At 62.6% G+C, this 12,561-nt stretch carries 10 protein-coding genes and 2 pseudogenes; 6 read left to right on the top strand and 6 right to left on the bottom strand.

Annotation, left to right across the window (positions count from 1 at the left end):
• The first annotated feature begins 1 nt into the window (after position 1).
• From GKR99_08385 to GKR99_08405, 5 genes and pseudogenes are all read left to right on the top strand, one after another.
• Positions 2–634: a TIGR02217 family protein gene (locus GKR99_08385; GenBank protein ID NKB27558.1), complete on the top strand. Its 633-nt coding sequence runs from the start codon at positions 2–4 to the stop codon at positions 632–634.
• Positions 631–1,518 (top strand): annotated as a pseudogene (locus GKR99_08390) (DUF2163 domain-containing protein). The gene GKR99_08385 and the pseudogene GKR99_08390 overlap by 4 nt, the downstream one beginning before the upstream one ends.
• Positions 1,508–1,924 carry a peptidase gene (locus GKR99_08395; protein ID NKB27559.1) on the top strand — a complete coding sequence of 139 codons (417 nt, stop codon included), beginning with the start codon at positions 1,508–1,510 and terminating at the stop codon, positions 1,922–1,924. The pseudogene GKR99_08390 and the gene GKR99_08395 overlap by 11 nt, the downstream one beginning before the upstream one ends.
• Positions 1,924–5,811: pseudogene (locus GKR99_08400) on the top strand (host specificity protein). Before GKR99_08395 ends, GKR99_08400 begins: the two are co-directional and overlap by 1 nt.
• Positions 5,720–6,517: a DUF2793 domain-containing protein gene (locus GKR99_08405; protein NKB27560.1), complete on the top strand. Its 798-nt coding sequence runs from the start codon at positions 5,720–5,722 to the stop codon at positions 6,515–6,517. Before GKR99_08400 ends, GKR99_08405 begins: the two are co-directional and overlap by 92 nt.
• A gap of 274 nt (positions 6,518–6,791) precedes the next feature.
• Here GKR99_08405 and GKR99_08410 read toward each other — a convergent pair whose 3' ends face one another.
• Positions 6,792–7,130, bottom strand: a complete 339-nt coding sequence (locus GKR99_08410) for a TraR/DksA family transcriptional regulator (protein NKB27561.1) — start codon at positions 7,128–7,130, stop codon at positions 6,792–6,794.
• Between the two features lie 77 nt (positions 7,131–7,207).
• On the opposite strand from GKR99_08410, the gene cysE reads away from it, so the two are divergent.
• Entirely contained in the window at positions 7,208–8,032 is an 825-nt protein-coding gene (gene cysE, locus GKR99_08415; protein NKB27562.1) for a serine O-acetyltransferase, read from the top strand.
• Between the two features lie 91 nt (positions 8,033–8,123).
• Here the strand turns inward: cysE and GKR99_08420 are convergent, their stop codons facing one another.
• Genes GKR99_08420 through pdhA form a run of 5 tightly spaced genes read right to left on the bottom strand, consistent with a single transcriptional unit; the run spans position 8,124 to position 12,483 of the window.
• The gene (locus GKR99_08420; GenBank protein ID NKB27563.1) at positions 8,124–9,440 is read right to left on the bottom strand and encodes a pyruvate dehydrogenase complex dihydrolipoamide acetyltransferase; all 1,317 of its coding nucleotides are present in this window, start codon (positions 9,438–9,440) and stop codon (positions 8,124–8,126) included.
• Complete coding sequence (locus tag GKR99_08425) at positions 9,440–9,706, bottom strand: hypothetical protein (GenBank protein NKB27564.1); 267 nt, start codon at positions 9,704–9,706, stop codon at positions 9,440–9,442. The genes GKR99_08420 and GKR99_08425 overlap by 1 nt, the downstream gene beginning before the upstream one ends.
• Positions 9,703–11,070, bottom strand: coding sequence for a pyruvate dehydrogenase complex E1 component subunit beta (locus GKR99_08430; protein NKB27565.1), 1,368 nt, complete (start codon positions 11,068–11,070; stop codon positions 9,703–9,705). The genes GKR99_08425 and GKR99_08430 overlap by 4 nt, the downstream gene beginning before the upstream one ends.
• 1 nt (position 11,071) lies before the next feature.
• A complete protein-coding gene (locus GKR99_08435) occupies positions 11,072–11,458 on the bottom strand; it encodes a VOC family protein (protein NKB27566.1) in 387 nt (128 codons plus the stop codon).
• Complete coding sequence (gene pdhA / locus GKR99_08440) at positions 11,458–12,483, bottom strand: pyruvate dehydrogenase (acetyl-transferring) E1 component subunit alpha (GenBank protein NKB27567.1); 1,026 nt, start codon at positions 12,481–12,483, stop codon at positions 11,458–11,460. Before pdhA ends, GKR99_08435 begins: the two co-directional genes overlap by 1 nt.
• Between the last annotated feature and the right edge of the window lie 78 nt (positions 12,484–12,561).

The raw sequence follows: 12,561 nt of genomic DNA on the forward strand, positions 1-12,561 counted from the left end.
GATGACATTTCATGACGTGCGCTTCCCGGCGAGCTTGAGTTTCGGCTCGGTCGGGGGGCCGGAGCGGCGGACCGAGATCGTGACGCTGCAGAACGGGTTTGAGGAACGCAACACGCCCTGGGCGCAGTCGCGGCGGCGCTATGACGCGGGTGTCAGCCTGCGCTCGCTGGATGATGTAGAGCAATTGCTGGCGTTCTTTGAAGCGCGCCAGGGGCAGTTGCACGGGTTTCGCTGGAAGGACTGGGCGGATTACAAATCCTGCCTGCCGTCCGAGGTGCCGGGGGCCGAGGACCAGGTGATCGGGCTCGGTGACGGGGTGCGGACGGAGTTTCAGCTGGTGAAAAGTTATGCGTCCGGGGCGCAGACCTATGTTCGCCCGATTGAGAAGGCCGTTTTCAACAGTGTTTTGATAGGTTTGGCGGGCGATCCCATGGTTTTAGGTGTAGATTACGATCTGGACCTGGACACGGGGTTGGTGACGATCGGCACCGCCCCGGCCGAGGCTGCCGCGGTGACGGCGGGGTTCGAATTTGACGTGCCGGTGCGGTTTGATACGGACCGCATACAGGTGTCGGTCGCCAGCTTCCGCGCGGGCGATGTGCCCTCGGTTCCGGTCGTGGAGATCCGGTTATGAGCGTCGCGCCGGAATTGGCGGCGCATCTGGACGGCGGGCTGACGATCCTGTGCCGTTGTTGGGTCGTGCGCCGGGCGGATGGCGCGACCCTGGGGTTCACGGACCATGACCGCGATCTGTCGTTCGACGAGGTGGATTTTCGGGCCGAATCCGGGCTGACCGCGCGGGCGTTGGAGCAAACCTCGGGCCTGTCGGTGGATAACTCCGAAGCGATGGGCGTGCTGAGTGATGCGGCGATTACCGACGCGGATATCGAAGCGGGACGCTATGATGCGGCCGGGGTTTAGGCGTGGTTGGTCAATTGGGCCGATGTGGCGAAGCGGCACCTGTTATTTCGTGGCTCGATCGGAGAGATCCGGCGCAAGGGCGCGCGGTTCGAGGCCGAGTTGCGCGGGCTGTCCGAGGCGTTGAACCAACCGCAGGGGCGGGTCTATCAGGCGACGTGTGGGGCCGTGCTGGGCGATGCACATTGCGCCGTTGATCTGGCGGCGCCGGGGCTGTCGACAGAGGTTGCCGTCGAGGGGATTTCGGGTGGCAAGCACTTTCATTTTTCGAACCTTGCCAGCTACTCCGACCGGTGGTTCGAGCGTGGGACTTGCAGAATTCTGACCGGGACCGCGGCGGGGCTGGTCGCTTTGGTCAAGAACGACCGGCTGAGCGGGGCCGGGCGTAAAATTGAGCTGTGGGAGGGTCTGCGCGCATCGGTTGCGCCGGGCGACATGATCCGGCTGGACGCAGGCTGTGACAAGGCGATCGAAACCTGCCGGCTGAAATTCGACAATGTGGTGAACTTTCGCGGCTTTCCAACAATCCCCGGCGAGGATTGGTTGATGGCAGTGCCGTCGAAACGCGCGAGCGCAAGCGGGGGTGGCGGTGGAAAATGACGTTGTCGCGGCGGCGCGCCGCTGGATCGGCACGCCCTATCGCCATCAGGCAAGCGTGCGTGGTGCGGGGTGTGACTGCCTTGGGCTGATCCGTGGTATCTGGGCCGAGGTGATGGGTGCGGCTACCGAGGTGCCGCCGCCCTATGCGCCGGACTGGGATGCGGCGGGCGGGCCGTCGCTGGGCGATGCCTTGGGGCGGCACATGGACGAAACGGCGCAGCCGTCGCGCGGTGACGTGCTGGTGTTTCGCATGCGGGATGCGGGCGGCGCGCGTCATCTGGGGATCCTGGCAGAAGCCACGTTCATCCACGCCTACAGCCGCCACGGCGTCGTTGAAAGCGCGTATTCGGCCCCGTGGCGGCGGCGCGTGGTTCAAGTATTTTTGTTTCCTGACAGGGGTTTGTGATGGCCACGATTGTTCTATCTGCGATTGGCGCGACTGTCGGGGCATCCTTCGGCGGCGGTATTCTGGGGCTGTCTTCGGTGGTGATCGGGCGGGCCGTTGGTGCGACGGTCGGACGGGCGATTGACCAGTCGATCATGGGCGGCGGTTCGGAAGCGGTCGAGATGGGGCGGATTGACCGGTTTCGTCTGATGGGGGCCAGCGAGGGCGCGCCGGTCGCGCGGGTATTCGGGCGGATGCGGCTGCGCGGACAGGTGATCTGGTCGTCGGAATTTCGCGAAAACGTGGCGACCTCGGGCGGGGGCAAGAATGAGCCGATGGTGAGCGAATATTCCTATTCCGTCAGCCTGGCGGTGGCGGTTTGCGAGGGGCGAATCGCGCGGATCGGGCGGGTCTGGGCGGACGGGCAGGAGGTTTCGCCCGCAGATCTGGTGATGCGGGTCTATGACGGCGCGGAAGATCAGCTGCCGGACCCGGCGATCGAGGTTGCGGGTGATGCCCCGGCCTATCGTGGCACGGCCTATGTTGTGTTCGAAGATCTGGACCTGACCCCCTATGGCGGGCGGGTTCCGACGTTCAATTTCGAAGTGACGCGGCCAGAGCCTGCGGGGGTGTCCTCGCCCCCCGATTTTGCGCGTAGCATTCGCGGTGTGGCGATGATGCCTGGCAGCGGTGAATATGTGCTGGCGAGCGAGGCGCTTCACGTTAATCGCGGGCCGGGTGTGAACGACACCGTGAACGTGAATTCTTCCAGTGGATTGAGTGATTTTCAGACGTCTCTGAATGCATTGGTTGAGGAAGTTCCCAGTTGCGAATCCGTTTCTCTTATCGTGTCGTGGTTTGGGGATGATCTGCGGTGCGGGACGTGCCAGGTGCAGCCCAAGGTCGAGGCGACCGGTGCCGATGCGGTCGGCATGCCGTGGAGCGTGTCCGGGCTTAACCGGGCGAGCGCGGCTGAGGTGCCGGAGGAGGAAGGTCGTCCGATCTATGGCGGGACACCGACGGATCAATCCGTGGTGCAGGCGATACAAAGCCTCAACAACGCCGGACAATCCATTGTTTTTTATCCATTCCTTCTGATGGATCAGCTGGATGGGAACGGGTTGGATGATCCGTGGTCGGATGCGTTGGATCAGCCGAAACTGCCCTGGCGCGGGCGGATCACGGTGGCGGAGGCGCCGGGGCGTGCGGGCAGCCCGGATCAGACCGTGAGGCAACGGCAGAGGTTGCGGCGTTCTTCGGAAATGCCACAGCGGGTGATTTTTCGGCCTCGGGCAATACGGTTGCCTATTCAGGTCCGGCGGAGACCTCTTATCGCCGGTTCATTCTGCATTATGCGCATCTGTGCGCTGCCGCGGGCGGCGTGGATGCGTTTTGCATCGGCTCGGAAATGCGTGGGTTGACGCAGGTGCGCGATGATACCGGCGGTTTTTCCGGCAGTGGCGGCGCTGCGGGCGCTGGCGGCGGATGTGCGCGGAATCCTCGGGGCCGGGTGCAAGATCGGCTATGCCGCTGATTGGTCGGAGTATTTCGGCTATCACCCGCAGGATGGTTCGGGCGATCTGTATTTTCATCTGGACCCGCTGTGGGCCGATCCGAACGTCGATTTCGTCGGTATCGACAACTACATGCCGCTGAGCGATTGGCGGGATGGGGACGATCACGCGGACGCGGATTGGGGCGCGATCTGGAATCTGGATTACCTGAAGGCAAATGTTGAAGGGGGTGAGGGGTACGATTGGTACTACGCCTCCACCAATGCCGAGGTTTTGCAGCAACGAACCGCCATAACCGACGGAGAATATGGGGAACCTTGGGTCTGGCGGTACAAGGACATCCGCGGCTGGTGGGAGAATGCGCATCATGAGCGGATCGGGGGGGTGCGGCAGGCCAGCCCGACGGCCTGGGTGCCTGAGAGTAAGCCGGTTTGGTTCACCGAATACGGCTGCGCGGCGGTCGACAAGGGGTCCAATCAGCCGAACAAATTTCTGGACCCGAAATCCTCGGAAAGTTCGTTGCCGAAGTACTCGGACGGGCGGCGCGATGATTTGATTCAGATGCAGTATGTGCGGGCGATCGGGGACTATTGGAGTGAACCTGCGAACAACCCGATTTCGGGCGTCTATGGCGGGTCGATGATCGACATGGGGCGGGCGCATGTCTGGGCCTGGGATGCGCGGCCCTATCCGGTTTTTCCAGCCAATACAGCGCTTTGGAGCGATGGCGGCAATTATGCCAAGGGCCATTGGCTGACCGGGCGGGTGACGGCGCGGTCGCTGGCGCCGGTCGTGGCCGAAGTGTGCGAAGCGGCAGGGGTTGCGGCTTATGATGTTTCGGGCCTGTACGGGATCGTGCGGGGATATGTGGTCGAAGATGTCTCGACCGGGCGGGCGGCGTTGCAGCCGCTGATGCTGGCGCATGGGTTTGATGCGGTTGAACGCGACGGTGTTTTGCGGTTTTCGAACCGGGATGGCCGGGTTGATGGCGTGGTTGATGCGGATCGGTTGGCGGTGTCGAGCGATCTGGGCGCGGCGCGCGATCATACGCGCAGTGCGGCACCGGAAACCGCCGGGCGGCTGCGGCTGAACTTTGTCGCCTCGGACGGGAGTTTCGAGGCGCGCACTGCCGAGGCGATCTTCCCGGATCAGGCGACGACCAGCGTGGCACAGTCCGAATTGCCGCTGGCGCTGACCCATGTTGAAGCGCGCGCCATCGTCGAACGCTGGCTGGCCGAGGCGCGGATTGCGCGCGATGCCGTGCAGTTTGCGCTGCCGCCCAGTGGTTTGGCGCATGGCGTCGGCGATGTGGTGTCCTTTAACGACGGCGATCTGTGGCGTATCGACCGGGTGCAGGACGGTGGCGCGCGCCTGGTTGAGGCGACGCGGGTGGAGCCGGGCCTCTATCAACCAAGCGACAGTGTAGAGCCTGCCGCGCGCCTGACCCCGTTTGTGCCCGCGGTGCCGGTGTTTACGGTGTTCCTGGACCTGCCGCTGTTGACCGGTGACGAGGTTGCGCATGCGCCGCATCTGGCAGTAACGGCAACGCCCTGGCCGGGATCGGTCGCGGCCTATGCCTCGGACGCGGGCGGGGCATTTGCGTTGAACCGGATTGTGCCCGGGCCATCGGTGATCGGCGTGACCGAGACGGTGCTGCCCGGTGCGACGGCGGGGTTTCTGGATCGCGGTGCGGCGCTGCGGATCAAGGTTTACGGTGGCACGCTGGCCTCGGTCACCGACGCGCAGCTGCTGGCCGGTGCCAACGCGCTGGCGATTGGCGACGGAGCCTCGGACCATTGGGAGGTGTTGCAGTTCCGCGATGCGGTTCTGGTCGGCGAAGATACCTGGGAGGTCAGCGCGCGGCTGCGGGGGCAGCGGGGGACCGACGCGCTGATCCCCGATACCTGGCCGATTGGCAGCATCGTGGTGCTGCTGAATGGCGCAATGGCGCAGCTGGATCTGCCTGCTGCGGCGCGTGGGCTGGCGCGGACATGGCGGGTCGGCCCGGCGGCGCGGCCGGTGGATGACGCGAGCTATGTCGAGGAGGTGCGCGCCTTTGACGGCATCGGGCTGCGCCCCTATGCGCCATCGCATCTGCGCGCGGTGGAAAATGGCGGAGATCTGACGCTCAGCTGGGTACGACGCACGCGGATTGACGGCGACATCTGGGGCGCGGCTGACGTGCCGCTGGGCGAGGCGTCCGAGGCGTATCTGCTGCGCGTATTGGATGGGGCGAGCGCGGTGCGGGATGCCACGCTAACCGCCCCGTCGTGGAGTTACACCGCCGCGATGCAGGCGGCAGATGCGATTGGCGGCAGTTACGGGATCGAGGTCGCGCAGATCTCGGACCGGTTCGGGCCGGGGCTTTTCAGAAGGATTGAGATCAATGGCTGAGACTGCAAAACTGGATCTGCCGCTGCTGGATGCGGCGCAGGCGCAGAAACATGTGACGGTGAACGAGGCGTTGGTGCGGATGGATGCGGCGGCGCATCTGACGTTGCTGTCGGTCAGCACGGCGACACCTCCGGGGGCTGCGGCTGAGGGGGACACATTTGCCGTTCCCACAGGTGCGGTGAACGATTGGGCCGGGCAGGCGGGGCGGCTGGCGATCTGGTCGAACGGCGGCTGGCAGTTCATGGATCCGGCGACGGGTTGGCGCGCTTGGGTGGCGGATGAAAGCGCGGCGGCACTGTTTGATGACGGCGATTGGCTGCTTGACGGATTGAGTGTTTCTGCAAATGGTGCTGGACAGTTGGCGCGTGTTATTGAAGTGGATCATTCAATAACGGCCGGGGCATCCTCGGCCACGGCGACGATCATTCCGTCAGGCGCAATTGTGCTGGGGGTGACGGGCCGGGTGTTGACGGCAATAACCGGGGCGGCGACCAGCTGGCGATTGGGGATCGCCGGTGTTTCGGATGACCGCTATGGGTCCGGTATCGGGTTGGGGGCCGGATCGTGGATGCGCGGCGTAACGGGTACGCCGCTGGCCTATTACGCTGATACGGCGCTGACGCTGACCGGCGAAGGCGGTGATTTTGCGGCCGGCGAGGTGCGCCTGGCGGTTCATCTGATCGAGCTGAGCCTGCCGCGCGCATGATGCGGCCCACGCTGGGCGATGTCTCGGCAGCGGCGCGGGTTGTGATGCAGGTGGCACCGGATGCGCAGCAGGCACTGGCGCGCCGCATGGTGGCCGACGCAAACCGGGCAAACGCCTGGCGGCGGGTACGGGGCAGGTTTCACCCCGAATTCGGCGACGGGTCACTCATGGCGGCGGCGATGCGGCTTGGGCCAAGTGCAGAGCTGTTCTTAGATGATCCACATTATATCAATGCATTGATGGCTGTATTGTGTGTGTTGGGCGAAGAATTCGCTCAACCTGCGGCACAGGACACGCAAAGTGTTGCGGTCGGGTCAAGTTCCAGCCGGCCCAGTGGCAATGGGTCGGCGCAATCCGCGCATTCTCCAAATTCGCCGGCATCCAGGCGTTCCAGTGCCGATTCCAGCCGCTGGCGTTGACCGGCCCGGCGGCGGGCGGTGGCCTGGGCCATCGCCTGCTGCTGCATCGCATCCATCCGCGATAGGCGGCCAACCGATTGCTGATCCAGCGTGACGGTCTGTTGCGCGTCCTGTCCCAGATCGTCCTGCGCAGTCAGGGCGGAAATCTCAGCTAGAATCCGTGCCCTGAAGGCTTGCAGTTCACTTTCTGTCATCGCGTGCCCCCGTGCTATGGACTTTTTGCCAGCCGTGCCCAACTGATGTAGAACGCGTCTGAACCGGAGGGCAAGTCATGGCTGAATCGCGCACAAAACTGTCGACGCTGGATCCCGTTTGGGAGCGTGTGTCCGATGAAGCGCGCCGTGCGATCGATGCAGAGGCGCGGCTGGGCGGGCTGATGCATGCCTCGGTTCTGAGCCACGAAACGCTGGATACGGCGCTGGCCTATAGGATGGCGATCAAGCTGGCCTCGCGCGAGTTGTCGGAACAGACGATCCGCGCGATTGCGGATGAAGCCTATGCCAATGATCCCGAACTTGCAGCAGCCGCACGCGCCGACATCGTCGCCGTGTTTGATCGGGATCCCGCCTGCACGCGGTTTTTGCAGCCGCTGTTATTTTTCAAGGGATATCAGGCGGTTCAGGCTTACCGGGTTGGTCATTGGCTATGGAAAACGGGGCGGACCGATCTGGCCTATTTCATCCAGATGCGGATCAGCGAAGTCTTTGGGATCGACATTCACCCGGCGGCCAGAATCGGGCGTGGGATCATGATCGACCACGCGCATTCCATCGTCATTGGTGAAACGGCGGTGGTGGGCGACAACGTCTCGATGCTGCATTCGGTGACGCTGGGCGGGACCGGAAAGGAAGATGACGACCGGCATCCAAAGATCGGTGACGGTGTCTTGATCGGGGCCGGGGCGAAGGTTCTGGGCAACATCCGGGTCGGGAATTGCAGCCGGATTGCCGCCGGATCGGTGGTTTTGGAAGAAGTACCGCCATGCAAGACGGTCGCCGGTGTTCCGGCCAAGATCGTCGGCGAAGCGGGCTGTGAACAACCGGCGCTAAGCATGGATCAGATCCTGAACGCCGCGGGTGGCGAGGCCGAGGTTTGATCCACGCCTGACGGCGCGGACCGGGGCCGCCTCGCGGCGACTGATGCCCTTGGCAAGCCTGAACCGGGCGGCGTCGATGAACCAATAATTCCTAGGCAAGCATGGTGATCGGGGCTTCCAGATTGCGTTTGATTGCGTCAAAGAATTCCGCGCCAAGTGCGCCATCGATGACCCGGTGATCAACGCTGAGCGTGGTTGACATGACCGTCGCAACGGCAAGTCCGCCAGCCGCATCCACCACCGGTTTTTTCACACCCGCGCCAACGGCCAGGATCGATCCGTGCGGCGGGTTGATGACCGCGTCGAAGTTGTCGATTCCGAACATTCCGAGGTTCGAGATCGCAAAACTGCCGCCAATGTATTCATGTGGCGCAAGCTTGCGGTCGCGGGCACGGGCGGCGAGGTCCTTCATTTCCGCGCCAAGCGTGCTGAGCGATTTCAGATGGGCATCGCGCAGAACCGGCGTGAACAAGCCGCCTTCGATGGCGACAGCGACGGCGACATCGCTGGGCGTCAGCTTGAGGATGCGGTCACCCGCCCAAACGGCGTTGGCCTGCGGCACGTCCTGCAAAGCCAGGGCGCAGGCTTTGATGATGAAATCATTGACAGAAAGCTTGATGCCGCGCGGCTCCAGCTCTTTGTTCAGCTGGCTGCGGAACTTCAGCAAAGCGTCCAGACGGATGTCGCGGCGCAGGTAGAAATGCGGGATCGTCTGCTTGGCCTCAGTCAGGCGCGCGGCAATGGTTTTGCGCATACCGTCGAGTTTGACCTCTTCAAAATCGCGATCCTGATACATCGCCAGAACCTGTTCGGCTCCGGGTCCGGCGGGGGCTGACGCGACGGGTGCCGGGGCTGCGGATGCGGCGGCCTGTGGTGCAGCTGCGGCGGCGCCGGCTTGCAGGTTTTCAACATCTGCCTTCACGATCCGGCCATGCGGTCCCGAACCGGAAATACTGCCAAGATCCAACCCCTTATCGGCAGCGATGCGTCGGGCCAGTGGGCTGGCGAAGATGCGGTCGCCCGGTCCGCCCGATGTGCCGCCAATGCCGTTTGATTGCGCCAGGGCGGGGGTCGCTGGCTTCGCAGATACTTCTTCTTTTTCAACAGTTTCTGGCGCCTTCTTATCAGCGGGCTTTGGCTGCGCAGCAACGTCATCCGCGCTTTCGCCGTCGGCCAGCAACACGGCAATCGGCGTGTTGACCTTCACGGCCTCGGTGCCTTCGGCGACCAGCAATTTCCCAACGGTCCCTTCGTCGACGGCCTCGAACTCCATCGTTGCCTTGTCGGTCTCAATCTCGGCCAGCAGGTCGCCCGAGGTAACCTCGTCCCCCTCTTTGACAAGCCATTTCGCAAGCGTGCCTTCTTCCATCGTCGGTGACAGGGCGGGCATCAGGATTTCTGTGGGCATTAGCTGATCTCCTCGACCAGAATTTGGTTGAAGGGGGGCTGATTGACGGTGTTGGGTCGCTTTTCAACGATCTGCAGCATGGTCGGCATGTTGGCTTTCGCCCAGGCCTTTCGGGACGCTTCGGTCGCGGCTTGTCCACATGCGTCGTCCAGCATATCGCGCGGGACTGTCACACGAAACTTCGCGGCATCCTTCTTGACGGTGAAATACAACTCACAGCCGCCATCGCGGCTGCACAGTGGCGAATGTTTCAGCTTAGCATTCATCTGTAAGTCACTGTCTTAACAGCTTCAATCACCTCATCAGTGGTGACCAGGGCCAGTTTTTCCAGGTTCGCGGCATAGGGCATGGGCACGTCCTTGCCGGTGCAATTGATCACAGGCGCGTCGAGGTAATCGAACGCCTCCTGCATCAGCATGGCCGAGATGTGGTTGCCGATTGAACAGACCGGGAAGCCTTCTTCAATCGTCACGCAGCGGTTGGTTTTCTTGACGCTTTCGATCACCGTGCCGGTGTCCATCGGCCTGAGTGTTCGCAGGTCAATCACCTCGGCAGAAATGCCATCTTCTGCCAATCTATCAGCGGCTTCCAAAGCGTACTTCATGCCGATTCCAAAGCTAACCAGCGTCACGTCCGACCCTTCGCGCCAAATCCGCGCCTTGCCGAAGGGAACGGTGAAGTCGTCCAGTTTCGGCACCTCGAACGACTGGCCATAGAGGATTTCATTTTCCAGAAAGATGACCGGGTTGGGGTCGCGAATTGCTGATTTCAGCAGGCCCTTGGCGTCCGCCGCCGAATACGGCATCGCCACCTTCAGCCCCGGCACTTGGCTATACCAGGCGGCATAGTCATGGCTGTGCTGCGCGCTGACCCGTGCAGCGGCCCCGTTGGGGCCACGGAACACGATGGGACATCCCATCTGCCCGCCGGACATATAGAGCGTTTTGGCGGCAGAGTTGATAATGTGATCAATGGCTTGCATGGCGAAGTTAAACGTCATGAACTCGGCAATCGGGCGAAGGCCGCCAAAGGCAGCGCCGACGCCGATCCCGGCAAAACCGTGTTCGGTGATTGGCGTGTCGATAACCCGGCGCGCGCCGAATTCGTCCAGCAATCCTTGCGAGATCTTGTAGGCGCCCTGATATTCGGCGACCTCTTCGCCCATCAGGAACACTTCTTCCGCGCGGCGCATTTCTTCGGCCATCGCGTCACGCAGGGCTTCGCGGACCGTGGTTGTCACCATTTCGGTGCCCTCCGGATAATCCGGTTCGACTGCGGCGACCGCGACCGGCGCTTTCGGCGCGGCGGCGGGTTTGGCGGCTTCGGGTTCCGGGGCGGACGATGCTGCCGGGGCTGCGCCTGCGGTTTCCACATCATCGGCGCTTTCACCATCGGCGATCATCACCGCGATTGGCGTGTTCACTTTCACACCTTCGGTGCCTTCGCTGACCAGCAGCTTGCCGATGGTCCCTTCGTCGACGGCTTCGAATTCCATCGTCGCCTTGTCGGTTTCAATCTCGGCCAGGATATCGCCCGAGGCGACCTCGTCGCCTTCCTTGACCAGCCATTTGGCCAGCGTGCCTTCTTCCATCGTCGGGCTGAGCGCGGGCATGAGTATTTCTGTGGCCATTCTAGGCGCTCCCTTCCGATTTGATCATCCCGACGATGTTGCCCTGTCCGTCTTCGACATAGGCAAAGCGCCCGATACCGGGCATGTCCGTGGGCGGCATCGCTTCGGCCCCGCCATTGGCCAACGCCCATTCATAGCGTTCGTCGCAATCGTCGACGTCAAAGGTCATGGTGCCGCCGCGCACCGGTGCTCCGGCGTCGGGCGCGTCGCCCATGCGACGCATCATCCCTCCGGTCACATCTTTTTCCATGCCGATGTCGCTGCCTTCAATCAGGTGATAATCTATGTCTTCGCCCATCGGCATCGCCTCGAACCGCCAGCCGAACAGCCCGCCGTAGAATTTCTTGCCGGCCTCGACATCGGATACGTGAATCTCAAAATGTGGCATCAGGCGTCCTCCTCTTGCGGGGCTTCTTGGGCGTAGATGTCTGTCCACAATTCGGACACGTCAGGTTCCGGGCTTTCCTTGGAGAATTCGGCAGCTTCGTTCACGATGTCTTTGATTTCCTTGTCGATGGCCTTCAGGTCGGCGTCGCTGGCGTGTTTGCCTGTCAGCAGCAGGTCGCGCACAGCCTCGATCGGGTCGCGTTCGCTGCGCATTTTTTGAACCTCTTCACGGGTGCGGTACTTGGCGGGGTCCGACATGGAATGTCCGCGATACCGATAGGTGTTGATTTCCAGAATATAGGGGCCCTTGCCCGCGCGGCAGTGGGCGACGGCCTTCTCTCCGGCGGCTTTCACGGCCAGAACATCCATGCCGTCCACCGCTTCGCCTTCGATTCCATAGGCGGCACCGCGTTCCCAGAAATCGGGGCTTTTGGTGGCGCGTTTGACGCTGGTGCCCATGGCGTATTGGTTGTTTTCGATCACGAAAATCACCGGCAGGTCCCAAAGTTCGGCCATGTTATAGCTTTCGGCCACCTGACCCTGGTTGGCCGCCCCGTCGCCGAAATAGGCAAAGGTCACGCGGTCATTGCCACGGTATTTGTCGGAAAACGCCAGCCCGGCCCCGATCGGCACCTGAGCCGCCACAATCCCGTGGCCACCGTAAAAATGCTTCTCTTTCGAGAACATGTGCATAGAGCCACCCTTGCCCTTGGAGTAACCCCCTTCGCGCCCGGTCAATTCCGCCATCACGCCCTTGGGGTCCATCCCGCAGGCCAGCATATGCCCGTGATCGCGATAGCTGGTGACGCGCTTGTCGCCGTCTTCGGCAGCGGCCTCTAACCCGACAACGACGGCTTCCTGGCCGATGTAAAGGTGACAGAACCCACCAATCAGGCCCATCCCGTACAGTTGGCCTGCCTTTTCCTCGAACCGCCGGATCAACAGCATCTCGCGGTAATAGTGTAGCAGCTCGTCTTTCGACACGTTCGGCTTGGCGGTTTTCTTCGTCGTCTTTCGTGCGGCCATTGGTGCAGTTCCCTCCCCGGGCTACAAATGGTTTAGCGTTAAACTATATTGTAACCGGCTGCGCGGGCATTGTCAGGT

Source organism: Paracoccaceae bacterium (assembly GCA_012103375.1).
GTDB lineage: Bacteria > Pseudomonadota > Alphaproteobacteria > Rhodobacterales > Rhodobacteraceae > WLWX01.

Coding starts and splice junctions, on each gene's coding strand:
- GKR99_08405 (NKB27560.1), top strand. CDS start 5,720: ATGCGATTGGCGGCAGTTACGGGATCGAGGTCGCGCAGATCTCGGACC.
- cysE (NKB27562.1), top strand. CDS start 7,208: ATGGCTGAATCGCGCACAAAACTGTCGACGCTGGATCCCGTTTGGGAG.
- GKR99_08430 (NKB27565.1), bottom strand. CDS start 11,070: ATGGCCACAGAAATACTCATGCCCGCGCTCAGCCCGACGATGGAAGAA.
- pdhA (NKB27567.1), bottom strand. CDS start 12,483: ATGGCCGCACGAAAGACGACGAAGAAAACCGCCAAGCCGAACGTGTCG.
- GKR99_08425 (NKB27564.1), bottom strand. CDS start 9,706: ATGAATGCTAAGCTGAAACATTCGCCACTGTGCAGCCGCGATGGCGGC.
- GKR99_08435 (NKB27566.1), bottom strand. CDS start 11,458: ATGCCACATTTTGAGATTCACGTATCCGATGTCGAGGCCGGCAAGAAA.
- GKR99_08420 (NKB27563.1), bottom strand. CDS start 9,440: ATGCCCACAGAAATCCTGATGCCCGCCCTGTCACCGACGATGGAAGAA.
- GKR99_08385 (NKB27558.1), top strand. CDS start 2: ATGACATTTCATGACGTGCGCTTCCCGGCGAGCTTGAGTTTCGGCTCG.
- GKR99_08410 (NKB27561.1), bottom strand. CDS start 7,130: ATGACAGAAAGTGAACTGCAAGCCTTCAGGGCACGGATTCTAGCTGAG.